The organism is Pontibacterium granulatum (assembly GCF_029961155.1).
GTDB lineage: Bacteria > Pseudomonadota > Gammaproteobacteria > Pseudomonadales > Balneatricaceae > Pontibacterium > Pontibacterium granulatum.
In genome coordinates, this window is the sequence record NZ_JASBRH010000015.1 from 47,809 (window position 1) to 73,247 (window position 25,439).

The window sequence follows — 25,439 nt, forward strand, 5'->3', positions numbered from 1 at the left end:
TAACCACGGAGTGAGGACGTCATCAGCCAAGAGAAACGGATGACGCCTGAGGAGGAGATCCCGTCACAGCCCCTATGCTTTATGTGACGGGATTCCAGGGTCCTTCAAAAAACGAACGCGCTCAGCGGCCCTTCAACACCTTGTTCAGTGCATCCACGAAGTAATCCATACACTGATCGTTAAGCCCGGCAACGTTCATGCGACTGGAGTCGATCATGTAGATACTGTGCTGGGTCCGCAGCGCTTCAACCTGCTCTGGCGTGATACCCAAGAAGGAAAACATACCAAACTGCTGCTGGATAAAACTGAAGTCCCCCTCGATATCAGAAGCGGCAATCTTTGCTACCAACCCCTGACGCAATTCCTGAATGCGATTGCGCATCCCTTCCAGTTCATCCAGCCACAGCGTTTCCAGCTTTTCATCCGCCAGAATGGTTTCCACGATTGCTGCACCGTGTGACGGCGGCATCGAATAGTGGCTACGGATTTTACTGAACAACTGACTGCCTGCATTACGGGTCTGTTCTGCATTCGCCCCTACGATAAACAGTGTTCCTGTTCGCTCGCGGTAAAGACCGAAGTTTTTGGAGCATGAGGTAGCCACCAGCATCTCCGGCATTCGCGCAGCCAGCATCCGTACGCCGTACGCATCCTCATCGATACCGGAGCCCAGCCCCTGGTAAGCCATATCCACAAACGGGATCAGCCCTTTGCGCTCTAGCACGTCAGCCACAGCATCCCACTGCTCACGGCTCAGGTCGGCACCACTTGGGTTATGGCAACATCCGTGAATCAACACGAAATCACCAGCCTTGGCACCTTCCAGTGAATCCAGCATGGCATCAAACTGGATCGATTTGTTTTCATAGTCGTAGTACGGGTACTCAACAATTTCGAGGCCCGCGCCACCCAACAATGGCACATGGTTGGCCCAGGTTGGTGTACTCACCCACACCCGACTTTCACTGTTGCAGCCACGCAGGAACTCAGCCCCCATACGCAACGCACCACAACCACCCGGGGTCTGGGCAGAGACAATACGACCGTCGCTCAGCGCAGGATGATCGGCACCAAACACCAACTTGCTCACCAGTTCATTAAACAGTGGAGATCCTGCTGGTGCGGTGTAGCTTTTAGTAGTTTCACGCTCCAGCAGGCGGGACTCCGCCCACTGAACAGCCTGCATGATCGGCGTGTGTCCCTGATTATTTTTGTATACACCAATTCCCAAATCGATCTTGTTGGGATTGGTGTCTTCCCGGTAGCTGAGCATCATCGCCAGAATCGGGTCTTGTGGAATCGCTTTCAGTGCTTCAAACATAACTTTATTCCTATCCGCTTATACGCCCAGTCCGTTCAATGCAGCCAGCAGTTCCTCGGATTGCTGACGCGCCTGCTTCGCTGCCTGCTCTTTAACCGGACCAAAGCCACGAATCTCATCCGGGACCTGAGCCAGCTTGATGGAGGTCTGGTAGTTCTGCGTGTTCAGACGGGTAACCAGCGTTTCGACCTGTGAGATGTACTCGTCACGCAACTGACGCTCCAGCTTACGATCCGGGTGATAACCAAAGATATCCAGCTTGGTACCACGCAACTTACGCATCTTCGCGACGGTACCCAGCGCTTTAAGCATCCACGGGCCAAAGGTCATCTTCTTCGGACGCCCCTGTGCATCCTGCTTGCGTGCCAGCAACGGCGGCGCCATGTGGAAGGTGATTCGGTAATCGCCTTCAAAGGTATCGCTCACTTCGTTCAGGAAGTCGGAGTCGGTGTACAGACGCGCTACTTCGTATTCATCTTTGTACGCCATCAGACGGAACAGCTGTTTGCTTACAGCCTCGGTCAGCGCTTGGGAATCTACACCCAGCGCGCTTTCTGCACCTGCAACGTTGTTCACCAGTTCACGGTAACGTGCCGCGTATGCTTCATCCTGGTATTTGGTCAGGAATGCGGTATTCCGGCTGATCTGCTCATCCAGCGTCAGTTCCGGTGCAGGCTTGTGGCAACCGGCTGACTGCTTGACAAACGCCGGCTCAACCGCCGCGATACGGCCCCAGTTGAACGCGGTCTTGTTCTTATCGATCGCAACGCCGTTCAGTTCGATCGCCTTCAGCAGTGCCTCCAGCGATACCGGTACCAGACCAGACTGCCATGCGAAGCCCAGCATCATCACGTTGGAGAACACGGTGTCGCCCAACAGCGCCTCCGCCAGACGGTTGGCATCGATCTGAGACAGACGGTCGTCGCCCACTGCTTCGCCCAGAATACGCACACGGCGGGTGGACTGCATATCGGCATCGCGATAAAGCACGTTGTCCGCAGTGGCGATCTCGGCCAGATTCAACACCGCACGGCTATGATCCTTGCGCAGCACACTCAACGCCTTATCAGAAGTGGCAACAACCATGTCACAGGCGATCATCGCATCGGCCTGACCGGTTTCAATCCGCACCTGATGGATAGCGTCCGGCTGTGGCGCCAAGCGCACATAACTCAGTACGGTACCGCCCTTCTGTGCAAACCCCATGAAGTCCAGCACAGTCGCACCTTTGGATTCCAGATGCGCCGCCATGGTGATCAGCGCACCGACGGTTACGACACCGGTACCACCAACACCACCCACCAGCAGGTTGTAGACCTTGTTCAGTTCACCGACTTGAGGCTTAGGCAGTGCCGTCAGTTTCTGATGGAACGCTTCACCGATAGAGACACCGCCGCCCTTGCGCAGCTGACCACCTTCGATGGTGACGAAGCTTGGGCAGAACCCGGTCACGCAGGAGAAATCCTTATTACAGGAGGACTGGTCGATACGACGCTTACGCCCCTGCTCTGTCTCACGCGGGATCACCGACAGACAGTTGGATTGCTGCGAGCAGTCACCACAACCTTCACACACATTGTGGTTGATGAAGGCACGGCGCTGAGGGTCCGGGAACTGGCCGCGCTTACGGCGGCGACGTTTTTCTGCGGCACAGGTCTGGTCGTAGATCAGTACGGTCACACCCGGGATCTCCCGCAGCTCTCGCTGGATTGTGTCCAGCTCATCACGGTGATGAAAGGTCGCAACGGACGGGAAGATACTCTTATCGCTGAACTTCTCCGGTTCGTCGCTCAAAATCGCGATCCGTTTAACTCCTTCTGCGAATACCTGGTTGGCAATCGCGGGTACAGTGATCACACCGTCAACCGGCTGGCCACCGGTCATCGCCACCGCGTCGTTAAACAGGATCTTGTAGGTGATGTTGGTGCCCGCCGCCAGTGACTGACGGATCGCCAGGGAACCCGAGTGGAAATAAGTACCTTCACCCAGGTTCTGGAATACGTGTTTGTTTTCGAGATAACGGGACTTGGAGATCCAGTTCACACCCTCTCCGCCCATCTGAATCAGGGATTCAGTCTTGCGGTTCATCCAGGAGGCCATAAAGTGACAGCCGATGCCCGCCTGAGCGCGACTGCCTTCAGGTACCTTGGTGGAGGAGTTGTGCGGACAGCCGGAACAGAAGTACGGCAGACGGCGCACACCACCCGGATCACACACGGAACTGCCGCGCACGCCGATCTCAGCCAGTTGCTCTCGGAAATCATCGCCCAAGAGTTTGGTGATGCGATCAGCCACATAGCGCGCCAACATGTTCGGCCCCAGCTCTCCCACGTATGGGATCAGTGGTTCGCCGTTTTCGTCGCGCTTACCGACCACTGTGACATTGATGGTCTCATCCGGCGCTGACATGTACTCCTTGATCTGGCTTTCGATGATGCCACGCTTTTCCTCGACAACCAGCACTTCCTGCTTGCCGCGGACAAAGTCCATCACACCACTGCGCTCCAGCGGCCACACCATACCGACTTTGTAAATATCCAAGCCCAGCGCGCGACATTTTTCTTCGTCCAGGCCCAGCAGCTCAAGCGCTGCCATCAGGTCCAGGTGCGCTTTACCAGTGGTGACGATACCAAAGCGGGCATTGTCGTTGTCGTAAATACGCTTATCGATCGGGTTGGCGCGGGCAAAGGCAGCGACTGCCGCCAGTTTGTGCTCGATACGGGTTTCCAGCTGAGGCCCTGGCAGGTCCGGCCAGCGGTAGTGCAAGCCTCCGTCCGGCACCTCGAAGTCTTCAGGAATGTTGAACGTTGGCAGCTCGTCAATCTGCACGGATGCAGCGCTCTCAACGGTTTCGGAGATCGCCTTGAAACCAGTCCACATGCCGCTGAAACGGGACATGGCAAATCCCCAGAGGCCAAACTCGAAATACTCAGAGATGCTCGCGGGGTTGATGGTTGGCATAAACCACGCCATGAAGGCCACGTCGGACTGGTGCGGCATACTGGAGGACACACAACCGTGGTCATCACCGGCTACCACCAGCACACCACCGTTTGGCGAGCTGCCGTAGGTGTTGCCGTGTTTTAGCGCGTCTGCGGCACGGTCCACACCCGGTCCTTTGCCGTACCAGATACCAAACACACCATCGACATTTTTGTCCTGATCGGTTTCCACCTGCTGGGTACCCAACACCATGGTCGCGCCCAACTCTTCGTTGATCGCAGGTACGAAGTCGATATCGTGATCTTTAAGAAGGTCTTTTGCCTGCCACAGAGCCTGGTCATACCCACCCAGCGGAGAACCACGGTAGCCACTGATAAAGCCTGCGGTATTGAGATTGTTCTTGCGGTCCAGCTGGCGCTGCATCATCGGCAATCGCACCAGCGCTTGCGTACCGGTCAGGAAGACACGACCGGTTTCACGGGTGTAACGGTCTTTAAGGGAGTAGTTGTCCAGAGAGCCTTGCTCCGGGCTCTGCACCTGGCTCTTGTCATGGCCCATGCCATATACCTCAACAATGTGTTTTTTATTCTTATCTGGCGGGGTCCGAGTTATTGATCTGGATCAATCGCCATCAATTTGAGAAATAGTCTATGAGGTTTTAGGAGAAAGGTGCTTTCGAAATGGATATCAATTCCCTTTAAATAAGAAAAGATCTAAACTTTAAAGGCGCCTAAACGAAACAATCTTTCACAATAACAACAATCAGTGAATATATGTCTGAAACACTCGATCGTTATGACCGCCTTATTCTGAAAACCCTTCAAGAGGATGGTCGCATCTCCAACCAACAACTGGCCGATCAGGTAGGTCTCTCCACCGCCGCGTGCTGGCGTCGCGTAAAGGCACTGGATGAACGTGGGATATTGAAAAAGCACACCACACTTATCAGCCCGGAAGCGATGGGCTATGACCTGTGTGTGTTGATCATGGTGACACTCATTCGCCACCAGCAGGACCACACCAAAGAGTTTGAAGCAGCAGTGAAAGCGTGCCCGGAGGTATTGCAGTGCTATGCAGTGACAGGGGATGCCGATTACGTACTGCGTGTGATCATCCCTAACATGGCCGCCTACGATACGTTTCTGAATGAAAACATCTTTACCCTACCGGGCGTTAATCAGGTGAAATCCAACTTTGCACTGCGTGAGGTGAAGTATGAGACCGCCATTCCGGTCGACACTGTTTAAGATGAACAGCGCGTTTAGTGTGAATTAAATCGCTCCTGAATCATCCGCAAAACCTCCGGATCGATACTTGTGTTGAACGCTGACTGAGCCGTCGCGACGGTGATCGCGACGAATATTCCCGTTAGCATAATCCCAAGAAAAGCGATGATCACGGCCAGAACACGCGATACCCGCCGCATAGGCCGAATGTCGCCGTACCCTACAGTTAGCGCGGTGATAAACGACCAATAGAGTGCATCAAACCGCCCCCAGCCCTCTATGCGGCCGACGACCTGCCCCACCAACACGATCAATGTGCCGAGCATAAGAAGCAGCGGTGACGCAAGATAGACGCCCCAAAAGAACAGCTGCATAAAGGTTAGCGAAAATTCCATAACCTCAAGTGTAGCTGTTACAAACCGCTAAACCGCCTCGTTTACCTGCCAATTAACTCCGGCATAACCCCAGGGCATCAGCGCCCCTCTGTTGCTGCCAGGCCATAAACCCAGTCACGCAGACCATTGCAGCCCCGGCCACCGCCAGAACAAGATAGAGAAAAGACAAAGAGCCGGTGAGGTTCTGAATATAACCTGCTGCCAGATTACCAGCGCTTCCCCCCAAGGCAGACGCCACCATCCCCAATCCACTAAGTTGCATCGTGGCGATCGGAGAGTAACGCTGTGCAACCCAGGAAGAGACGATGCCCCAGACTGGAAAATACATCAGCCCATAACCGGCGCCCACGACAAGCGCATACTCAACCGGATCGTAACTGAAAGCCGCCAACCCAAACGCAAAACCCAAAGACATTATGAGCAACGCGGTCACATGGCCCTTACGATCAGCCAGCCATCCTGCGGTGATGCCCGCAACCATTCCACTCACGCCCAACATGGTCCATGTCGGCCCCGCCAGCGTTTCAGATTGCCCCAGCTCATCCAGATAGGCGTTAAGCCAACTGCTGAAGGTGATGCAGCACAGGCCAATCAGAAAATAGATCAGACAACTCAAAAAGGCCCGCCTTTCCGTCAGAAATGCTCTGAATAGCTGTCGGGTCGAAAGCACCGCAGTTTCAGATTCGGCGAGTTTGTAATTTTGGCAAGGCGATGCATGAGCCGGTAGCGAACGCATCATCTGAATTGTCACCAACACCACCGCAGCACCCACACCGGCCACCATCACCCATGCACTTTGCCATCCCCAGATCGGCACCCACCAGATAAGAATCAATCCATTGATACCATACCCCCAAGCTGTACCGCTTCCCGCTGCTGCCAAAGACAAAGCGGCCCTATCCTCTGCTACATGTTGACTGATCAATCCCACGATACCGCTCCAACACACTGCAGCACTGAAGGCCAGCAGTGACAGAACTGGGATAAGCAGCAGTGGACTCGATGTGAAGGAGAGAGACAGCAGCAGAAGCGAACTACCGCCCCCCGCCATCAGGATAAGCTTTTCAGGTGTAAAATAGCGCCCCAGAAAGCCAACAGACAAGGCGCCCGACAGGTACGCAGCCTGGGTTGCTATTCCAACTGCAGCCAAGTGCCAATGGGTCAGACCGAGTGTATCGCGCATAAACGGGAACAGGGCCGCAAACAGAAACACACCAAACCCATGACTGAGCACCTGGTTCGAACCCAATATAACTGTCATCTTCATCACAGCTGCCTCCACAAAGAAAATACCGCGACACAATTGCGGCAAGTAGGAAGCGCATTCTAGAATGCTTGACCGCATTCAATATATCTAATTATATTGACCCCTACCTTCAACAAAATTGAATCCTAATGAAAGACCTGCCAATCACACTGCTCAGAACATTTGTCACCGTGGCGCGCACGCTTAATCTGACAAATGCCGCTCAGCTACTCCACAAAGCCCCTTCAACTGTCAGCATGCAGTTGAACCGGCTGGAGCAACTGTTGGACGCAACCTTAATGGAACGCGGGCAGTACGGTGTAAAACTGACGGCAGCCGGCCGGCAACTTGAAAGCGACGCCCGCCAGTTGATCAACCTACATGACCAGATCGTTGGCAACTACCAGCATGGCACTATCAACGGCACGGTGCGCCTTGGCACCCACGATCAGTACGCAACGCGTGTGCTGACACCAATACTTGAAGCTTTTGTCCACTCCTACCCGGAAGCCAACCTGGAAGTCTTTAGCGACCATCGCCCTCAGCAACTCAAAAAAATGCTGGACGACGGCAAACTGGATATCGCGCTGGTAGAGATGCCACTGCTCTCAGAAGGTGGAGAACGATTGACGCTGGACGAGCTGGTTTGGGTACGGTCACAGACTCATCAAGTGGAGCAGCGTGAGCCACTGCCTCTGGCCGTATTCCCTGAAGGCTGCTACCACAGGGAATGCGCGCAGAGCACACTCAAGCAAGCGAAAATAAACTATCGCATCGCATTTAGCACCCAGAGCCGGGCGGGTATTTTGACCGCTGTCCGGGCGGGTATTGGTGTGGGGGTCCTCCCTCGTTCAACCGTCGAACAGGGCATCTCGATCATTGAGTCAGGCTTACCAGCCCTCCCCAAAACCAACACCACGCTCTTCGTTGCGGATCACGCAAATGAAGCCACTCTCAGACTGTGCGATACAATTCGGGAGGGGGCTACTAACGGTGCACTGCACTGACTAGAGTGCACGCCCCCGCAATCTTGTACATTAAAGCCAACTAGTTAACAGGCACACCAAACCGGCTCTGCACAAACGCCACTCGATCATCCGGTGTCAGAGCGAGCGACTCCATCTTAGAAATGGTCTTTAGTCTGAGCCTCAATCCCTGATGATTCGCAATCTGAATCGCCAGCCCCGGACGAGCATTCAACTCCAGCAGCATCGGCCCTTTGTAAGCGTCCAGGACCACATCGACGCCAAGATAGCCTAGCCCTGTCATTTCGAAACAACGAGCGGCCATATACAGCAGGTGATGCCAATCCGGAATTGCAACCTCTTCCAAGGCTGTACCGGTGTCGGGATGGTGGGTTACAGGTCGGTCAAACTGAACTGCATGCGATGCGCACCCTGTGGCGATATCAATCCCCACGCCTACGGCTCCCTGATGCAAGTTTGCCTTGCCGTCGGAAGCCGCCGTGGATAAACGCGTCATTGCCATGACCGGAAAACCACGAAATACGATTATTCGAATGTCCGGCACGCCTTCATAACTGTAACGGATAAACCGGTCATCGAAGTGGATCAGATCTTCGATGATAGCCTTGTCCGGCTGCCCACCCAAGGAGAACAGTCCCGCGAGGATATTAGAGGTATGGCGCTGGATATCAGCCAGGGAGAGCGCCTGATTGTTCGGTTTATAATACTGCTGATCATCGTGATCATGGATCACCAAGATCCCTTTGCCACCGCTGCCTTTGGACGGTTTGATGCAAAACGCGGCCTGATTATGCAAAAGCGTCTCAATGTCATGAATCTCGTGCTGGTATCTAATAACCCCCACCAGCCTAGGTACGTTTAAACCAGCGTTAATCGCCAACTCTTTAGTTTTGAGTTTGTCATCCACTAAAGGGAAAAGCCTGCGTTCATTGTGACCGCCGATATACTCAATATTACGCCTATTCATTCCCAGCACACCGAGCTCGCGTAGTCGCCGTGGTGAGATCAGCCATTTCATTTACCCTTCTCCTGGTCAGCGCTGTTAAATGGACTGAACCGGATCAGCTCAATACAGCGATAGCCCGTATAGCTACCCAGAATCAGCACTATCGCCAGGAGCACAAACTGTAATCCGGGGAAGTTGAAGGTCAGGTGCTGTATGTAGTGATTGGACATCAAGGTATACGCAAGCAGCGCTACGATCAGTGAGCCCCCACCTTGCTTGAGTACCTCTTTAGGGCCTTCCTCTTCCCACAGTAACGACAGTCGTTCGATGGTCCAGGCGATAATGATCATCGGGAAAAAGATAATATTGAGGCCTTCGACAATCCTTAGGTTGTAGGCGATCACCGAGAAGGTCGCCGTAAGCAGGATGACAACGATAATCACCGCACTGATACGGCCGACCAATAGCAGATTAAGCCGTGACAGGTATCCTCGTACCACCAAACCGGTCATCACAACCAACACAAACCCCGCCAGACCTGCGCCAAGGGTTGTTTGCATCAATGCCAACGCCATCAACACAGGCATGAACGTACCCGAAGTTCGCAGGCCCACCAGCACACGCATAATCATCACCACCACAACGCCGACCGGGATCAGCAAAAGCCCACGAAAAAGCTTCTGTTCTTCAAGCGGTAAACTGTGCAACGAAACCTGCATTGCACTGACATCCGCGTATTTCTCTTCCAATGCGGTTTGTATCTTTACCACCTCCCGCAACATTGAAAAACTCACCCGGGTATTTGAACCACCCACGAGATCAATCAGCGGCTGATCCTCCATCTCCCATATCAATAATCGAGCCGGTCTCCCCTCCTTGCCGGTTTCCAGGTTGAAGAACGCCACCTGATCACCGGAATAGACCATCAGATACGGCACACTGTCCTGATTTCGGCGGTTATGTCTTAGGGGAACTGCTGTGACCTGACGCGCGGGAATGGACGCGAATTGCATCAGCAACAATGCAGCCTCGGCCAGGCTCCGGTTCTGGCGTAACAAAGCCACCTGCTGATCCTCTGATCCCAATGCATTCATCAACTGCGCTGCCAGGGTTATCTGATCAGCCGACCGTGCCTGCGCTTGCTCGATCATCGCCAAAGCGGCCAGCGTGATAGGCTCCGGAAGGATAGGCGCCGGCAGGACCTCAGGGGGTGGAGGCCAAGCCTCGGTCTGCTTGCTGTCCAACAAAAACGTCGCCCGGTAATACAACACTTGCTTGCCGTACGCTTTCTGCACTGACCAACGTACAGCCGGAAGCTGTTCTTCGGTCAGATAACTAAGCCCATATCCCGGAGACGCAGTCGCTTGCTCTAATAAGGTAAAACCTGGTTGCGTGTCCGGAATAGCCATTTGGGCGACAACCGCATCCCCATCAGCCACAAACTCCAACCGCGCCTCTACGCTCCAAATTTCGCGGGTTTCACCGGGCAGCCAAGGGATCTCAAGGCTTAAGTGGCGGTATATCGCACTTCCCAGACCGATGCAGATCAACAGGAGGACCAGAATATAAAAGGGGATTCGCTCTTGCATATCGCCCCCTTACTGCCTTAGGGCCTGTTTGCCATTATCTGGCTTGGCGCTTTGAGGCTTACTCCCCTGAACGTACAGGCGCGCCACATCTACAACCATCAGGTCACGCAGCACATTGCGCCCAATCAAAACCTCATATTTCAGGTGGCTTCGGTCCGCTAAGGTAAATTCGCCGATATAAGCGATTTCACCGATCTTAACGCCGAGCTTCACAACCGGACGCTTATTACTTTCGCTTGCTGCCGCCTGACGAATGTTGACGAAGCGCTCCAACCGTTGCGAGATTGTGCGACCGTCGGCGAGTTTGAACCGAACCCAGCGCTTACCGTTACGCTCAAACTCGGCAATATCTGTTGCCCCCAGCGATGATGTCGCTGCACCTGTATCCATGCGCGCTTTGGCGATGAGCTGCTCATTTCCCAAATCAATAACGGCCCACTCAACTGCGCCCACAATGGTCTTGTTCCGTAGAGATTCACGAATTTTGGGACAATCTGGAGGTGCCGTTTTGCGGGTAAGTATCAGCGCTTCACGGGACTCTGCCTCCCGCTCAATCGCTTTGGTGGTGTTTTCCTGGGCGGTGATCAGCTCTTCAATCCGCACTAGAGATTCGCGGCACTGCTGATCAGCCGATTGTGCCAGTTTTATGGTGTCACGCTGTAAACGCTCTGTTGCTATGCATCCTTCAAGCAAGAGTATCGCGAGCAGCATTATTAATGCTCTCATCGTATAACTCCGTCGATAGATCGGATTGCCGAGCGACACCTGAAAGACTGCGGCGCACTCAGGGCTTAGGTTAAGCCTTGTATTGAAGGATAGTTCAACATACCTCCAGCGTTAATCTCACCATACGCTTTAACAATGACGCTTCCTCCTCTTAACGAGGGTCCACCTGACGTAGCCAGCTTCATACGGTATGCCAACAGGTGCAGGCGCACGGGTATGATCGATCTACAGAACGCCGAAGCTGTAAGCTCGTTCCAGGTTGTCTGTTAACCGTATGCTTCCAGCACCATCTGACTAAAAAGCACCACACAAAACCCGACTACCGCGCCTAATGGGGGAGCCCAATGCTTCTTCAAACGGGACTGAGGTGCAATGTCCTGAAACACCAGATAAAGAATGCCACCGGATGAAAACAGCATAATCAGGCCAAGTACGTAGCGGTGTTCGCCCAGAAAGAAGTATCCGCTCAGGCCCGCAATCGGACCTAAAGCGACCAGGCTTTTCATGATCGCCATGGTTTTCACCGGGCTGCAATACTGGGCGTAAAGCTCGCGATACGCGTTAAATCCCTCCGGTATATTCTGCAATCCCACCAGCACAGCCAATAACGCAGCAACCGGTGATCCCAACGCCATGAGCCCTCCCAACGCTACGGCTTCTGGCACGTAATCCAGTACCATCCCCATCAACTGGGGCGACTCACGCCTACGCAGGCCCAAAACCCTTTCAATCACAAAAAACGCTATGCCACCCATAAGCAGTACGGGAATTGCCATCATGGAACCGTTCAAGCTCTCAATACCTTCGGGCACAAGCACAAATGCCACCGCACCCAATAGAATTCCTCCCCCCAAGGCAATCGTGAAATGCCTGAACTCTTTGTCCAACCAGTTTGGCAGAATCCGCTCGAAACTCGCCAGATACCCTCCAAGTGGTATACAGGCCCCTGCTATCGTTGTAAGCAGCACAATAAAAAGTAGATCGAGTATCACCCTGATATGCCTCGCAAAACATGCTTGTGTAACACCAACATTACACCGCCAGACCAGCTATGTGTATCAAGGACGATACATTGGCGCCATCCGCGCGAGATAAAAAAAGGAGGCCGAAGCCTCCTTAAAACGCGGTAACGTTATTCAGTACCACTGATGGAAGACACTAACCGAGGGTCTGCGGTTTTTGTGCCTCTATACAGGTGTGATGACAAAGCAAGTCCTGCGGGCCGGGCCGACGGAGGCGCCGGACGCCCCTAATTGTCTTAGTCGGTGCCTCAGCCAGCACCGGTTGCAGGATTTTTTGATTCAGACCTCCAGCACAACACCTATCTGCGCAACGTGTTGTTTGATCGAAGGCTGAACGAAAAGGAATCGAACAGATTGACCAGACCTGCCGGATGGGCGACAGCTGAACTCGGCGCTGTCGATACGTCGATGTAAGTCATAGCATTATTGTTATTCTGTGTCGTCTTTTGTGTGAGAGCCGTGCGTTACAGAGCCGGTAAAGCACGTCCCAACAACCTCACGGGCATACAAATACCCCCGAAAAGTCATTGAGGACACCCAATGTAGAGAATCAAAACAACGATAGAAAGAATATATTATCTACCAACTCCATCAAATTTACTGATAACCTAAAACCAAATCATGATGGAGCCAACACACCTATGCGTCTGGATATTGAAGCACTGCGGGTATTAGACGTTGTTATACAAGAGGGCAGCTTCGCCAAAGCCGCCAACCGTCTGCACAAGGCACAATCAGCAATCAGTTACCAGATCAAAAAACTGGAAGACCAGTTGGACGTTACCATTTTCGACCGTAGCAGCTACCGCGCAGAACTGACCCCTAAAGGGAAAGCACTGTGGATAGAGGGCAAGCGTCTGTTGGAACAGGCAGCCCGTATCGAGAAGCTGGCGGACCATTACTCCGAGGGCTGGGAGCCCAACTTCGACTTAGTGATCGATGCATCATTGCCGATGGAACCGGTCATGAAAGCGATGAAAGTGCTGGTTGATCGGGAGATACCCACGAAAATACAGGTCAAGGTCGAAGCGATGCGTGGCGTACAAAAGCGTTTCGAGCAGGATCAGGCTCACATGATGCTGGTGAAGGATTACCAACCCGTTCCGCACCTAAAAGCAGTGCCACTGCCACAGATCACCTTTGTCCTGGTCGCCGCCCGGGAGCATGCACTGGCCAGTCTGGGTAACATCAACCTGAACCATCTGCTGGAGCATGTAGAGCTAACCATCCACGACTCCAGCGAAACATCTACGGATCGACTGGACGAACACCAGTTTGGCGGGGACCGCGTGTTTTACATGCATGGCTTTATGAGTAAAAAAGCGGGTTTGATGATGGGGCTGGGGTTTGGTTGGATGCCTGATTTCCTGATTGCCGGCGAACTGGCTGCTGGCACCCTGGTAGAGTTGGATTATGAGGGTGGCTCACGTTCCTCGTTTATGCCACTGCTCGTCTACCCCACCGACCAGCCGCTGGGCAAAGCCGGTGAACTGATTCTGAATCAACTTCTGACCGAGTTTTCTGCATTCGCCGAATAACCGATTAACGACGAAGTAGTCAGTGGCTTACCAACTCGAGTTGCTTACCAAGTAACGCAGCCATTTCATCCATCGGGATAGGGGTGCTGTAGTAGAACCCCTGTCCGATATCACACCCTTCACGGCGCAAGAAATCGGCCTGTTCAACCGTCTCGATACCCTCACCAACGACCGTGAGCTTCATACTTCGCGCTAGTGCAATGATGGCCCGTGCGATTTCCATATCATTCTGGCTTTCAGGAATATCCTGAACAAATGAGCGATCTATCTTTAACTTATTGATCGGCAACTGTTTAAGGTAACTCAGGGAGGAGTACCCAGTCCCAAAATCATCAATCGAAATCTCAATACCCGCGTCCATAAACCGCTTTAATATTCGGGATGCGGCCACCGGATCATGCATCAGTGTCCCTTCTGTGATCTCGAGTTCCAGGTGCTGCGCGGCAATCCCAAACTCCTCCAATACGCCAAATACCTGATCGTCCAGATGCTCATAGCGCAACTGTTTACTGGAGAGATTGATATTCACCGCCAAGCGTTCCAGATCCACACCCTCATCCTGCCAGGCACGCAATGTTTTACAGGCGCGGCGTAATACCCACTCTCCTATTGGGACAATCAGACCACTTTCCTCGGCAAGGGGTATAAACGCTTCCGGACATAGTAAACCTTGCTGCGGATGACGCCAGCGAATCAAGGCCTCCACACCGACTATCGAGCCGTTGTTCAGATCAAACTGAGGCTGATAAAACAGCTCAAACTGATCCTCTTCCAACGCCTTTCTCAGCTCGGAGGCAAACATCATGCGCCTCAAGACCTCGGCAGTCATATCCTCAGTGTAAAACTCAACAGTATTTCGACCTTCGCGCTTAGCCCTATACATCGCTGCGTCGGCGTGTTTCAGAAGCGTTTCCGGATCTTGCCCGTCCTGAGCAAAAAGACTCACACCAATTGAACAGGAGATGTACAACTGATGATGATCAACGACAAAGGGTTCCTCCATCGCACACCGAATTTTGCATGCTACATCGGCGATTTCCTGCACGTCTTCGAGGCCATTTATTACGGCGACAAATTCATCCCCTCCGATACGTGAAATCGTATCGTCATGCCTCACTGATGCTTGTAACCGCCTTGCCGCTATTTCCAGTACGCTGTCCCCAGCCGCGTGCCCTAGCGAATCATTGATCTGCTTAAAGCGGTCCAGATCGATAAACAGGACTGCCAGCGTGTTATCTGCACGTTCCGCTTTATAGATCTCTTGCTGTATGCGATCAAGGAGCAGCTCTCTATTAGGCAATCCCGTCAGAGTGTCATGATGAGCAAGATGGCGAAAGTGCTCCTGAGTCTGTCGCAACTCCTCCTCCACACGCTGACGCTCGAGCACCTCTTTACTCAACCGCTTTAGCTGCTGTTTCTGATCGTACTGTTCTTTAACCAACTGCGGCATCCACTGCCTTAACAGCAGAAGCAACACCGTTACTGCGACAACGATATTAACCAGTTTTGGTATAAAAACGATGGAAGGAATCGCCAGCATCTTGCCAATATCAGTCGGTAAGAAGCCAGCCTGCGCACCTCGAAACACACCAAAGTACAGACTCTCAAAGACAGTGCGCAATGCATCCAGTGCCAGCACACCCAGTAGCACCTTCATCGCTGTCGTAGTTTCACCCTGACGACGAATCCGCAGATACAGAAAGATAATAAACGACCAGAGAACCACCAGCACAAAATAGGAAACTGGTGTCGCTATCTTGAAGAAACTCACTCAATACACCCAGTACAACAGCTTAAGGATTGTCTCCCTCCTTGGGAATCAGATGGAGAATTGCTGATCTAAAGAAGTTAGAGAAGACCTTAAACCGGAAGCCTGAGTTAAACAATCATTACTAGGTAGAAGGTCGGAATTTGTAGCAAAGATATGACCCAAATCTTGATTCAAGGCCTCACGGTGTGGCTCTGGATAAATGATCGCTTGCTGAAACAACATACATTTCAAACAAACGTGTAGAGAGCAATAGGTACATACCAGCACTCACCATCCCTTTGAAAACTATAAAGCGATCATGCAGCGGCAACAGTCAATCACATTATTAGATCATCTTGATGCAATTATTATTCTTTTTATTGTTGGGATTTCTCATAACAATGACAAATATCAAGAACGCGGGGACGCACAGCAAAGGCTAAGCCAGCAGATTCGTCCCAGCAGATAACAATAACTGATCAAGAATGGGACACGACTATGAACAACTCACATAACCCACTGGGCCTTCGCGGTATCGAGTTCACGGAGTTTTGCAGCCCTGATACCGGGTTTATGGATGATGTGTTCAAGGCATTTGGTTTCTCCAAGCTGAAGTCATTCAAGGGCAAGGACATCACTTATTACAACCAGAACGACATCCACTTTCTGCTGAACAACGAGAAGGCGGGCTTCTCTGCGGCATTTGCTAAATCCCACGGCCCTGCAATCAGCTCCATGGGCTGGCGTGTAGACGATGCCGAACAGGCACTGGCAATTGCGATCGATCGTGGCGCAAAAGCGGTTGACGACGCCAGCAAGGATCTGCCTTATCCAGCGATCTACGGCATTGGCGACAGCCTGATCTACTTTATCGACAAGTTCGGTGCTCATGGCAGCATCTACGAAGCTGACTTCGAAGATCTGGCTGATCAGGTACTGGTGGAAGACAAAGGTTTCATCAACATCGACCATCTGACCAACAACGTCTACAAAGGCACCATGCAGACTTGGGCCGACTTCTACAAAAACGTGTTTGGTTTCTCGGAAGTACGTTACTTCGATATCAAGGGTCAGAAAACCGCCCTGCTGTCTTACGCTTTGCAGTCGCCATGCGGCACCTTCTGTATCCCGATCAACGAAGGTAAAGACGACAACAACAACCAGATCGACGAATACCTGGATATGTACAACGGCCCGGGCGTACAGCACATCGCGTTCCGCTCCGACAACCTGCTGGACTCCCTGGATAAACTGGACCGTTCTGTGATTGACACACTGGATATCCACGACGATTACTACGACGAAGTGTTCAACCGTGTACCGCACGTGATTGAAGACCACGATCGTATTCACAATCACCAGGTTCTGGTGGACGGTGACGACTCTGGCTACCTGCTGCAGATCTTCACCAAGAACCTGTTTGGTCCGATCTTCATCGAACTGATTCAGCGTAAGAACAACCAGGGCTTTGGCGAAGGCAACTTCCAGGCACTGTTCGACTCCATCGAGCGTGATCAGGAACGCCGCGGCGTAATCTGAGTTCTTTGAAACAGGCCGGGACCGTTACGGCCCGTCTGGCTTCCAGCCACATATTAAAAGAATTCCCGACAGGTACGGTGCCGGCGTTAAACCGGAACTTCAGGCTTCGCCGTGCCTGAGCGGGAGCTTATTGCCATCTTGTAACACCCAACGAAAAGCAGAATAACAACATGAAAATGAAAGAACTCCTCCAGAACTACGAAAACACTCCACCAGAAGTTGTGTTCGAGTGGAACGATTCCGAAACCGAAGCCCAGGGCTGGGTAGTGATCAACTCCCTGCGCGGCGGTGCTGCTGGCGGTGGTACCCGTATGCGTAAAGGCCTGGACCGCCACGAGGTGGAATCCCTGGCGAAAACCATGGAGGTAAAGTTCACCGTTTCCGGTCCAGCAATCGGCGGTGCTAAGTCCGGTATCAACTTCGACCCAGCCGATCCGCGCAAACACGGTGTCCTGAAGCGCTGGTACGCGGCGGTCGCACCACTGCTAAAAGCCTATTACGGCACCGGCGGTGATCTGAACGTAGACGAGGTTCATGAAGTGATCCCGATTACCGAAAGCCTGGGTCTGTGGCATCCACAGGAAGGCGTGGTGAACGGTCACTTCAAACCGACCACCAGCGAACAGATCCAGAAAGTGGGTCAATTGCGCATGGGCGTGTCCAAGATCGTAGAAGACAGCCACTATACCCCGGACTCCGGCCGCAAATACAAAGTGGCTGACTTGATCACCGGTTGGGGTGTCGCGGAGTCTGTCGTGAAGTACTACGACATCTACGGCGGTGACGTACAAAACAAACGCGTCATCGTGCAGGGCTGGGGTAACGTGGGCTCTGCTGCAGCCTACTACTTGGCGCAAGCCGGTGCAAAAGTGGTGGGTATTATCGACCGTAACGGCGGTCTGATCGATGTAGAAGGGATGACTGCTGAACAGGTAACCGACCTGTTTATGAACAAGCAGCACAACACTCTGACCGCGGACAGCATGCTGACATTCGAGGAAGTAAACGACCGCATCTGGGATCTGGAAGCCGACATCTTCCTGCCATGTGCAGCGTCCCGTCTGATTACTCAGGACCAGATCAGCCGCCTGATCAAGGGTGGCCTGGAAGTGGTGTCCAGCGGTGCCAACGTACCATTCAACGACCCGGAAATTTTCTACGGCCCGATCTACGAGTACGCCGATCAGAACTGCGCGGTACTCCCGGATTTCATAGCCAACTGTGGTATGGCCCGTGCTTTCGCCTTCCTGATGGAGAGCGAGATCGAAATCTCCGACCGCGCCATCTTCAATGACGTGTCCGAGACCATTCAGCGCGCCCTGCTCCAGTGTCACAACCGCTCCCGTGCAACCACTCAGGTTGCGCAGACCGCATTTGAGATCTCTCTGGAGCAGCTGACGGATTAATCCTTCGACGCTTTGCGCCGGTGTTTATCCCCGGCGCTTTTTTATGCGTGTTTCGAGCACAAAGTATGTCGCCCTCGGAGAGGGCTGCTACAGGGTGATGTCTTTTGTAGCAGCGGTCTCCGACCGCGGCAAATTTGTGCAATCAAACGGTGAGGGATGCCGCTCTCAGAGCGGGCTGCTACAGGGGCATGTGTTGTAGCAGCGAGCTCTGACCGCGACACATTCCCACAATCAAACCGTGAAGGATGCCGTCCTCTAAGCGGAATGACACATAAAAAATCCCAAAGCAATTACGTCCAATACAAGAAATAAAAAAAACCGGAGTATCCCACTCCGTTAATAGCAGAATAATAATAAGGAACGCTTCTATGTCTGATGCTATCAATGCCAGTGCAGTCAACGCTGGCAGTTCTACTGCTGTGTCGGCAGGCGGACGCCTGCAGTGGTCCAACCGCCTGACCTTTATCCTTGCAGCTGCGGGTTCTGCCGTGGGGCTGGGCAATATCTGGAAATTCCCATACATCACCGGCGAAAACGGTGGTGGTGCGTTCGTACTGGTCTACCTGGCCTGTATCTTGGTGATCGGTATCCCCGTGATGATGGCAGAGATCATGATCGGTCGTCGCTCCCAGCAAAACCCTACCGGCGCAATGGCCGCCATGGCGAAAGAAGCCGGTGCTAATCCGTTATGGAAAGGCGTGGGGTGGATGGCGATCCTCTGTGGTTTCCTGATCCTCAGCTTCTACACCGTAATCTCCGGCTGGACCCTGTCCTACACCGTGACGTCCTTATCCGGTGCATTCTCGAATATTGCGCCAGACGCGGCGGGGGCTATGTTTGGCGGTATGCTGGCCGATCCGGCGCAACTGCTGCTATGGAGTACCGTAGTTGTGGTAACCACCATGTACATCGTCTCCCGTGGCCTGCACGCAGGCCTTGAGAAGGCGATCAACTACATGATGCCACTGCTGGTTGCGCTGGTTCTGGTCATGGTGGGTTATGCGACCAGTACTGGCCACTTTGTAGATGCAATCGAATTCCTGTTCACACCGGATTTCAGCAAGCTGAGCACCGAAGCGGTTCTGGTTGCGCTGGGCCATGCGTTCTTCACGCTGAGTCTCGCATCCGGTGCGATCATGACCTACGGCTCCTACGTATCCAAGGATACATCCATCGCTAAAACGTCGATCATGATCGGTGTGTTTGATACAGCTGTCGCACTGCTGGCGGGTCTGGCAATCTTCCCGATCGTATTCGCCTACGGTCTGGAACCGGGCGCTGGTCCAGGTTTGATCTTCGTAACCCTGCCAATCGCTTTTGGTCAGATGCCATACGGTACGCTGTTCGGTACCCTGTTCTTCGTGATGCTGTCGATGGCAGCACTGACCTCTGCGATCTCCATGATCGAACCAACCGTGTCCTGGCTGGTTGAGAAGCGCAAGATGTCCCGTGGTAAGGCAAGTGCGGTTGTAGGCCTGATCCTGTGGACCCTAGGTCTGGGTACCGTGTTCTCCTTCAACATCTGGCAGGACGCTACCCTGTTTGGTAAGACCTTCTTCGACGCCATCGACTTCCTGACCGCTAACCTGATGATGCCACTGGGTGGCCTGCTGGTAGCCCTGTTTGCGGCCTGGGTGATGAAATCCAACGTGGTTAAAGATGAGCTGGGACTGGGTGGTGGTCTGCTGTTCACCGCATGGCAGTTTGTTATGCGCTTTATCACTCCAATCGCCATCATTGTGGTGTTTCTGAACGCGCTGGGCTTTATCAAGCTCTGATCAAACTCCAGTAAACCAGTGTAAGGTTGCTCTCCCCCACCCGTCACCGAATCTCCTCTCTCGGTGGCGGGTGGCTACTTTGTTTCAGCCCTGTGGCTCATCCAGCGATGGCACAGGACTGTCCATCACCGCAGCTATACTGCGCACGATCTCTCGCTCAACCGGTGTAATCACCCCATCCTGTTTCACTGCATTCACAAATCCCATCAACATACGTGGTTTCAGGTGTGGATAGGCATATGCCAGCTCTTTCACTGCGGCCCGGAATTCGCCCAACTCACAGGCATCCGCTGGCAGGATCGTTAGATTGTACAACCCTGCGCTACCGATACCCCGGTTGAAGGCGCGTTCAATATCTTCGCTGTCATCGTGCCCTTCGTAGACCAGCACCGATAACACCAGCCGATAAGGCTCAGCCACCTGCTGCATTTCCCGATAACGGGGCCGCAGGTTACGTACCTTGCCAAACTCCGGATCGAGGTAGTGCTGCAGCTCCTGGAACAGACACCACTCAAACAGATCGACCTCTTCGTCTGCACGAATCAGCAGCAACAGGCGCTGCTTAAAGAGCTTGTATTGCTCGGCAGAAAGGCATTTCAGCGCGGGCATGCTTAGCTCCAATAGCGGCAGATATAGTGCCCGCGAAAGCTGCTCCAATGCTGGGGTCTGCTGTTGAATCAACTCCAACAGCCCCGGCGTTGGCTTCTGTTTCAGGTAGCCCAGTTGTTTCTGATACACAGCTTCATCATCACTGAACAACAAACCCAGCATCAAAGCGCTTGCACCCAGCGGGTCGTGCGCCTGGCCTCTCAACGCGTCGGGGATGTGGCTCAATCCTTCCTGTACGCTAACGATATTGCCCTGCAGAAGCAGCTCGGCCGGATCAATAAACTCCCCGTTTAGCGCAGCTCCCATGGCGACCGCCTTGGCCAACTTCTCTTTATTGCGATCCTCTGCTTCGGTTTCGGGTGCCTCTTTCTGAACCTCTTTGTAGATAAAGGCGCCATTCCACTCGGGCTGCACCCGCAGAATCCGATCCATCAATGGCGGGTGCGTATCAAACATACCGCCCAGTCGGCTTAACGCCTGACCAAAGAATATATGGCTGACCTCACCGGTTGCTGGACTGGAGATGGAGGTGCCCGCCTGATGCCCACCGATCACTTTCAGAGCATCGGCGATCCCTTGTGGGTTGCGGGTAAACTGGACAGCAGAAGCATCGGCCAGAAACTCTCGCTGACGGCTGACCGCCGAACGGATCATGTCGCCAAAGAAGGTGCCCAAAAAACCAATGATCCAGAGTGCGCCACCCAGCAGGAAGACCTGTGCGCCGCTCCGATTAGATCGGACACGCAGCAAAACCTCGCCCATGCCACCGATAAACTCGATACCATGCAGGGCGGTTATCAAGCGCATGTTCAAGCGCATATCACCGTTCAGGATATGGCTGAACTCGTGGGCAATCACACCCTGTAATTCATCCCGGTTGAGCAAGTTTATACAACCGCGCGTTACACCAATGACCGCATCCGAGGGAGAATTACCCGCCGCAAAGGCATTGATACCCACCTCGTAGGCCAGCAGATAGACGGGTGGCACCGGCATACCCGATGCCAGTGCCATCTCTTCCACCACATTGAGCACGCGACGTTCATCGGCGTTATCGCTGTTGGGGTAGATACGGTGCCCACCCAAGGATTCCGCAACGCGCTTGCCGCCCTCAGAGAGCTGTAGGCGCTTGAAGATAATCGCACCCAGCACCACACACCAGATGGCGATTCCAACGTAGATGAAACGCTTCCAACTGAACTGATCCAGGATAATATTAAAGCTACTGGTTCCGTTTGGCTTGACCGCGTTCAGCTCGGTCCAGCCGATCGTGACAGCAATACAGAAGTTGGCGAGGAACACCAGCAGGGTGACGGCGATGATAAACAGCACCACCAACCAACCGGTGTTACGACGCGCACGATCCTGATGCGCAAAAAAGTCCATAGGCGACCACTCAGAAAGAGACTTTTGGTGCCGCCTGAATTGCAGCGCTGTCTTCAAACTCCAGCAGAGAGGCATCGGTGGTGTGCCCAAACATGGACGCAAACAGTACCGGTGGGAAGGTCTGACGGTAGGTGTTGTAGCTGGTTACGGCATCGTTAAACGCCTGGCGGGAGAACGCTACACGGTTCTCTGTGCTGCTCAGCTCCTCAGTGAGCTGCATCATGTTCTCGTTCGCTTTCAGATCCGGGTAGTCTTCCATCACAAAGTTCAGACGGGACAACGCACCCTGCAGGGCACTTTCGGCACCTGCCAGACTCTGGATTGCACCACCACTGGCCGGATCTGCCGCAGCACCTTTCAGCATCGCCGCAGCTTCATTACGCGCTTGGATCACCGCCGTCAGCGTGTCTTTCTCGTGCGCCATATAGGCTTTAGCCGTTTCAACCAGGTTAGGAATCAGATCGTAACGGCGCTTAAGCTGCACCTCGATCTGACTGAATGCATTCTGATAACGGTTTTTCAGGGTAACCAGGCGGTTATAGATGCTGATTACCAGCACAGCCAATGCCACTACGATCACCAGAGCAACGATAGTACCAATTTCCATATTTCATCCTTCGCAACAGGTTTCAGACACTAATACCAACAAATGGGCTGGCAAGATCATAAACATAGCTCAGTCAGATGAAAATTCGAGGCCAAATCAGAGATTTTTTGGTGTTTTGTGGCGGCAGATCAAGCTTTCGGCCGCCACCAACAAAGCAGCGTTAATCGTGGGTACGGCAACGCTCAGCAGGCACAAAGAGTTGTGCCATCAGGTAGGTTTTGAAGTCCTGCGGGTAATCCATAAAGGTCAGCGCCTGTTCCATACACGCCAACCACGCATCACGCTCCTCTGAACCGATCGGCAGATGGGCATGTGCCTTAGGAATGCGGATTGAGCCGTACTTTTCTGAGTACAGCTTCGGGCCTCCCAACCAGCCTGACAGGAAACGAGCCAGTTTATCGCGAGACTCGGTCAGGTCTTCCGGATGCATGTTACGGATACGCGCGGCCTGCGGCAGGGTATCCATTGCATCGTAGAAGTGATCAACCAGGACACGGATAGTTTCGTAACCACCCGCCGTTTGATAGGAGGCATCCCCCTGCCCGTATGCAGGCTTATCGATAGTCGGTTCAGAAATGGAATGCACCGTTACACCTCTTCGGATTCAGTCACAGCTTCGACATCAGCAGATTCAGCTGCCAGCGCCATTTTTTCTCGCTCGGCCCTGGAGATATAACGGGGTTTATTCGAGTGCTGATTCTTCGCGTTCGCCTTCTTGGCTTTCTTGGTCAGAATCTGTTTGATTTTTTTACGTCGGTTCATGCGCCGGCTGTTGCCTTTTCTGAATATCAAACGCCTATGATACCGCCAGTCAGGGGCCGAACCCAAATCCTCAGCCCCTCTGCGCATATCTGGTTATCTGCGTCGCGGGATCACGAACAACATGCCGTCACGTACTTCACAAATGCCGGACACTTCATGCCCATGCGGCGTCACAAAACTTACCTGATCCCCTTCGGCATGACCTTCACAGGCATTGATCGCTTCCTGCGGTGGTCGATGGCCATCACGTGGTCCATTCGCCGGACCACGACCGCCCGATGCACCCATCACATCCTGGCTGCCGAAACCTGCACGTCGTCCGGCCCCGCCAGCCGGACGTCCTATTCCTCCATTGCCACCCGGCCCACGCATAAAGCTGCGATCCGGTGTACCGTGGAAACAACGGGGGATGAATGGAAAGCGGTCAGTGATCACGTAGTAATAAGTCCCGTCCGGATACTCTCGGGTTACACCAGTTCGACCGTTGCAGTCGTCCAGATCCCCAAGTCCGGCCACATATTCGTAGTCCTGCACAAACGATCCATCATAGCGACCGCCCGGACCATCAGGGCGCGTACCGGATTTCACTCGGTAGCTGCTGTTGAGTTTGTGCATACCCGATGCGCTATTTTCAGCATCACGATAGCCATAAGGCCCGTAGATCGGAAAACCATCTGCAGCATACCCCAGCAGAATAGGCACCGTAGAATCAGAAAAACGGTCCAGCAAACCGGTCGGCATGCCGTGATAGTGGTAGGAACCGTCTGGCTGCACATGGGCATTGTTACGATCCACACCGAGATTCACTGCACCACCCAGCGCTTCGTACTGCCAACCAGAATAGAAGTCCCGTCGCCAAAACTCCGCTGCACCGGGATCAAATGGCACGCCGTTCACTGCCACACCAAACGGCCAAAGACCCAGTCGAGTGGCTTGGACACGGTATTCCGGGTTCCTTGGTACACGGTAAGTTTTTAGGGTTTCCTGAATCTGGTGCGGATTACCCGCATTTGGAAAACGCCCAGTGTCATGGTCTGGTAGACCGTTGGAGCGGATCACACGGTAATTACCGTCTACCGAGATCCGCGCGTCCGCGTACGCGGGTATCACCAAAATATTGACCAGATCCTGCAATACACCGGGCTGCTGACCTTCCCAACCGACCCACTCCTGATCATCCTGCTGATGCGCATACAACGGGCCAGATACCGTCAGCGCAACCCACATTCCTGCAACAGCTAAACGCATTTTTGCTCTCCTTTTTCTGCAACCTGACTCTACCTTAGGAGCCAAATGCGAGGGAAATGTGAGGTAGGGTGTAAATAATTGAAAAGAGGGAATTGCAGGCAACAAAAAAGGGCAAGACCGTTAAGTCTTACCCTTCTTCTGGCACTGCGATGTGAGCTTACTCAAATCACAGATCGCTCCAGTCTAAATAGACAACTATTTAGATAACAACGATGTTTTCAGCCTGTGGGCCTTTCTGACCCTGAGTCACGCGAAACTCAACGCGCTGACCTTCTTCCAGAGTTTTGAAGCCGTTGCCGGAGATAGCGCTGAAGTGAGCGAAAACGTCCGGGCCGTTTTCCTGAGCGATGAAGCCAAAACCTTTAGTTTCGTTGAACCACTTAACGGTGCCAGTAACTGTATCAGACATAATTGTA

21 protein-coding genes are annotated in these 25,439 nt (G+C 53.2%); 6 read left to right on the forward strand and 15 right to left on the reverse strand.

Annotated elements, in window-relative coordinates; genetic code table 11:
- Nucleotides 1–121 precede the first annotated feature (121 nt).
- Together QKW35_RS14320 and QKW35_RS14325 are read right to left on the reverse strand one after the other, a co-directional pair.
- On the reverse strand, nucleotides 122–1,321 hold the full coding sequence (locus QKW35_RS14320; RefSeq protein WP_282354113.1) for an amino acid aminotransferase: 1,200 nt from the start codon (nucleotides 1,319–1,321) through the stop codon (nucleotides 122–124).
- Nucleotides 1,322–1,339: 18 nt separating this feature from the next.
- Nucleotides 1,340–4,822 carry an indolepyruvate ferredoxin oxidoreductase family protein gene (locus QKW35_RS14325; protein ID WP_282354114.1) on the reverse strand — a complete coding sequence of 1,161 codons (3,483 nt, stop codon included), beginning with the start codon at nucleotides 4,820–4,822 and terminating at the stop codon, nucleotides 1,340–1,342.
- Nucleotides 4,823–5,037: 215 nt separating this feature from the next.
- Between QKW35_RS14325 and QKW35_RS14330 the strand changes: the two genes are divergently transcribed.
- On the forward strand, nucleotides 5,038–5,511 hold the full coding sequence (locus QKW35_RS14330; RefSeq protein WP_282354115.1) for an Lrp/AsnC family transcriptional regulator: 474 nt from the start codon (nucleotides 5,038–5,040) through the stop codon (nucleotides 5,509–5,511).
- A 14-nt stretch (nucleotides 5,512–5,525) separates the two neighbouring features.
- On the opposite strand, the gene QKW35_RS14335 is transcribed toward QKW35_RS14330, so the two are convergent.
- Together QKW35_RS14335 and QKW35_RS14340 are read right to left on the reverse strand one after the other, a co-directional pair.
- Nucleotides 5,526–5,885, reverse strand: a complete 360-nt coding sequence (locus QKW35_RS14335) for a potassium channel family protein (protein WP_282354117.1) — start codon at nucleotides 5,883–5,885, stop codon at nucleotides 5,526–5,528.
- A gap of 52 nt (nucleotides 5,886–5,937) precedes the next feature.
- Complete coding sequence (locus tag QKW35_RS14340) at nucleotides 5,938–7,152, reverse strand: MFS transporter (protein ID WP_282354119.1); 1,215 nt, start codon at nucleotides 7,150–7,152, stop codon at nucleotides 5,938–5,940.
- 128 nt (nucleotides 7,153–7,280) lie between these two features.
- On the opposite strand from QKW35_RS14340, the gene QKW35_RS14345 reads away from it, so the two are divergent.
- The gene (locus tag QKW35_RS14345) at nucleotides 7,281–8,138 is read left to right on the forward strand and encodes a LysR family transcriptional regulator (RefSeq protein WP_282354122.1); all 858 of its coding nucleotides are present in this window, start codon (nucleotides 7,281–7,283) and stop codon (nucleotides 8,136–8,138) included.
- Between the two features lie 40 nt (nucleotides 8,139–8,178).
- Here QKW35_RS14345 and QKW35_RS14350 read toward each other — a convergent pair whose 3' ends face one another.
- The 4 genes from QKW35_RS14350 to QKW35_RS14365 form a co-directional block, all read right to left on the reverse strand.
- Entirely contained in the window at nucleotides 8,179–9,135 is a 957-nt protein-coding gene (locus QKW35_RS14350; protein WP_282354124.1) for an alpha-L-glutamate ligase-like protein, read from the reverse strand.
- A complete protein-coding gene (locus QKW35_RS14355; RefSeq protein ID WP_282354126.1) occupies nucleotides 9,132–10,652 on the reverse strand; it encodes an inactive transglutaminase family protein in 1,521 nt (506 codons plus the stop codon). Before QKW35_RS14355 ends, QKW35_RS14350 begins: the two co-directional genes overlap by 4 nt.
- Before the next feature lie 9 nt (nucleotides 10,653–10,661).
- Nucleotides 10,662–11,378 (reverse strand): ATP-dependent zinc protease family protein, encoded by a 717-nt coding sequence (locus tag QKW35_RS14360; RefSeq protein ID WP_282354129.1) that lies wholly within the window; start codon nucleotides 11,376–11,378, stop codon nucleotides 10,662–10,664.
- A 266-nt stretch (nucleotides 11,379–11,644) separates the two neighbouring features.
- Nucleotides 11,645–12,196 (reverse strand): ZIP family metal transporter, encoded by a 552-nt coding sequence (locus tag QKW35_RS14365; RefSeq protein WP_282354134.1) that lies wholly within the window; start codon nucleotides 12,194–12,196, stop codon nucleotides 11,645–11,647.
- 845 nt (nucleotides 12,197–13,041) lie between these two features.
- Between QKW35_RS14365 and QKW35_RS14370 the strand changes: the two genes are divergently transcribed.
- Complete coding sequence (locus QKW35_RS14370; protein WP_282354135.1) at nucleotides 13,042–13,938, forward strand: LysR family transcriptional regulator; 897 nt, start codon at nucleotides 13,042–13,044, stop codon at nucleotides 13,936–13,938.
- Nucleotides 13,939–13,957: 19 nt separating this feature from the next.
- Here the strand turns inward: QKW35_RS14370 and QKW35_RS14375 are convergent, their stop codons facing one another.
- Nucleotides 13,958–15,709 (reverse strand): putative bifunctional diguanylate cyclase/phosphodiesterase, encoded by a 1,752-nt coding sequence (locus QKW35_RS14375; protein WP_282354136.1) that lies wholly within the window; start codon nucleotides 15,707–15,709, stop codon nucleotides 13,958–13,960.
- Between the two features lie 477 nt (nucleotides 15,710–16,186).
- On the opposite strand from QKW35_RS14375, the gene hppD reads away from it, so the two are divergent.
- The 3 genes from hppD (at nucleotide 16,187) to QKW35_RS14390 (ending at nucleotide 20,411) form a co-directional block, all read left to right on the forward strand.
- Nucleotides 16,187–17,227 (forward strand): 4-hydroxyphenylpyruvate dioxygenase, encoded by a 1,041-nt coding sequence (hppD, locus tag QKW35_RS14380; RefSeq protein WP_282354137.1) that lies wholly within the window; start codon nucleotides 16,187–16,189, stop codon nucleotides 17,225–17,227.
- A 170-nt stretch (nucleotides 17,228–17,397) separates the two neighbouring features.
- Nucleotides 17,398–18,633, forward strand: a complete 1,236-nt coding sequence (locus QKW35_RS14385) for a Glu/Leu/Phe/Val dehydrogenase dimerization domain-containing protein (RefSeq protein WP_282354139.1) — start codon at nucleotides 17,398–17,400, stop codon at nucleotides 18,631–18,633.
- 368 nt (nucleotides 18,634–19,001) lie between these two features.
- Nucleotides 19,002–20,411, forward strand: a complete 1,410-nt coding sequence (locus QKW35_RS14390) for a sodium-dependent transporter (protein ID WP_282354140.1) — start codon at nucleotides 19,002–19,004, stop codon at nucleotides 20,409–20,411.
- An 84-nt stretch (nucleotides 20,412–20,495) separates the two neighbouring features.
- Here QKW35_RS14390 and QKW35_RS14395 read toward each other — a convergent pair whose 3' ends face one another.
- The 6 genes from QKW35_RS14395 to cspE all read right to left on the reverse strand — a co-directional run bounded on the left by QKW35_RS14395 (nucleotide 20,496) and on the right by cspE (nucleotide 25,432).
- Nucleotides 20,496–22,406 (reverse strand): M48 family metallopeptidase, encoded by a 1,911-nt coding sequence (locus tag QKW35_RS14395; RefSeq protein ID WP_282354141.1) that lies wholly within the window; start codon nucleotides 22,404–22,406, stop codon nucleotides 20,496–20,498.
- A gap of 10 nt (nucleotides 22,407–22,416) precedes the next feature.
- Complete coding sequence (locus QKW35_RS14400; RefSeq protein WP_282354142.1) at nucleotides 22,417–23,013, reverse strand: LemA family protein; 597 nt, start codon at nucleotides 23,011–23,013, stop codon at nucleotides 22,417–22,419.
- 160 nt (nucleotides 23,014–23,173) lie between these two features.
- On the reverse strand, nucleotides 23,174–23,599 hold the full coding sequence (locus tag QKW35_RS14405) for a group II truncated hemoglobin (protein ID WP_425608007.1): 426 nt from the start codon (nucleotides 23,597–23,599) through the stop codon (nucleotides 23,174–23,176).
- A 2-nt stretch (nucleotides 23,600–23,601) separates the two neighbouring features.
- Complete coding sequence (locus tag QKW35_RS14410; RefSeq protein ID WP_282354144.1) at nucleotides 23,602–23,775, reverse strand: DUF2986 domain-containing protein; 174 nt, start codon at nucleotides 23,773–23,775, stop codon at nucleotides 23,602–23,604.
- Nucleotides 23,776–23,868: 93 nt separating this feature from the next.
- Complete coding sequence (locus QKW35_RS14415) at nucleotides 23,869–25,023, reverse strand: YHYH protein (RefSeq protein WP_282354145.1); 1,155 nt, start codon at nucleotides 25,021–25,023, stop codon at nucleotides 23,869–23,871.
- Between the two features lie 199 nt (nucleotides 25,024–25,222).
- Nucleotides 25,223–25,432 carry a transcription antiterminator/RNA stability regulator CspE gene (cspE, locus tag QKW35_RS14420; RefSeq protein WP_282354146.1) on the reverse strand — a complete coding sequence of 70 codons (210 nt, stop codon included), beginning with the start codon at nucleotides 25,430–25,432 and terminating at the stop codon, nucleotides 25,223–25,225.
- Nucleotides 25,433–25,439: the final 7 nt, after the last annotated feature.

Coding starts and splice junctions, on each gene's coding strand:
- QKW35_RS14370 (WP_282354135.1), top strand. CDS start 13,042: ATGCGTCTGGATATTGAAGCACTGCGGGTATTAGACGTTGTTATACAA.
- QKW35_RS14350 (WP_282354124.1), bottom strand. CDS start 9,135: ATGAAATGGCTGATCTCACCACGGCGACTACGCGAGCTCGGTGTGCTG.
- QKW35_RS14390 (WP_282354140.1), top strand. CDS start 19,002: ATGTCTGATGCTATCAATGCCAGTGCAGTCAACGCTGGCAGTTCTACT.
- QKW35_RS14320 (WP_282354113.1), bottom strand. CDS start 1,321: ATGTTTGAAGCACTGAAAGCGATTCCACAAGACCCGATTCTGGCGATG.
- QKW35_RS14340 (WP_282354119.1), bottom strand. CDS start 7,152: ATGAAGATGACAGTTATATTGGGTTCGAACCAGGTGCTCAGTCATGGG.
- cspE (WP_282354146.1), bottom strand. CDS start 25,432: ATGTCTGATACAGTTACTGGCACCGTTAAGTGGTTCAACGAAACTAAA.
- QKW35_RS14410 (WP_282354144.1), bottom strand. CDS start 23,775: ATGAACCGACGTAAAAAAATCAAACAGATTCTGACCAAGAAAGCCAAG.
- QKW35_RS14385 (WP_282354139.1), top strand. CDS start 17,398: ATGAAAATGAAAGAACTCCTCCAGAACTACGAAAACACTCCACCAGAA.
- QKW35_RS14325 (WP_282354114.1), bottom strand. CDS start 4,822: ATGGGCCATGACAAGAGCCAGGTGCAGAGCCCGGAGCAAGGCTCTCTG.
- QKW35_RS14330 (WP_282354115.1), top strand. CDS start 5,038: ATGTCTGAAACACTCGATCGTTATGACCGCCTTATTCTGAAAACCCTT.
- hppD (WP_282354137.1), top strand. CDS start 16,187: ATGAACAACTCACATAACCCACTGGGCCTTCGCGGTATCGAGTTCACG.
- QKW35_RS14335 (WP_282354117.1), bottom strand. CDS start 5,885: ATGGAATTTTCGCTAACCTTTATGCAGCTGTTCTTTTGGGGCGTCTAT.
- QKW35_RS14345 (WP_282354122.1), top strand. CDS start 7,281: ATGAAAGACCTGCCAATCACACTGCTCAGAACATTTGTCACCGTGGCG.
- QKW35_RS14400 (WP_282354142.1), bottom strand. CDS start 23,013: ATGGAAATTGGTACTATCGTTGCTCTGGTGATCGTAGTGGCATTGGCT.
- QKW35_RS14415 (WP_282354145.1), bottom strand. CDS start 25,023: ATGCGTTTAGCTGTTGCAGGAATGTGGGTTGCGCTGACGGTATCTGGC.
- QKW35_RS14395 (WP_282354141.1), bottom strand. CDS start 22,406: ATGGACTTTTTTGCGCATCAGGATCGTGCGCGTCGTAACACCGGTTGG.
- QKW35_RS14360 (WP_282354129.1), bottom strand. CDS start 11,378: ATGAGAGCATTAATAATGCTGCTCGCGATACTCTTGCTTGAAGGATGC.
- QKW35_RS14355 (WP_282354126.1), bottom strand. CDS start 10,652: ATGCAAGAGCGAATCCCCTTTTATATTCTGGTCCTCCTGTTGATCTGC.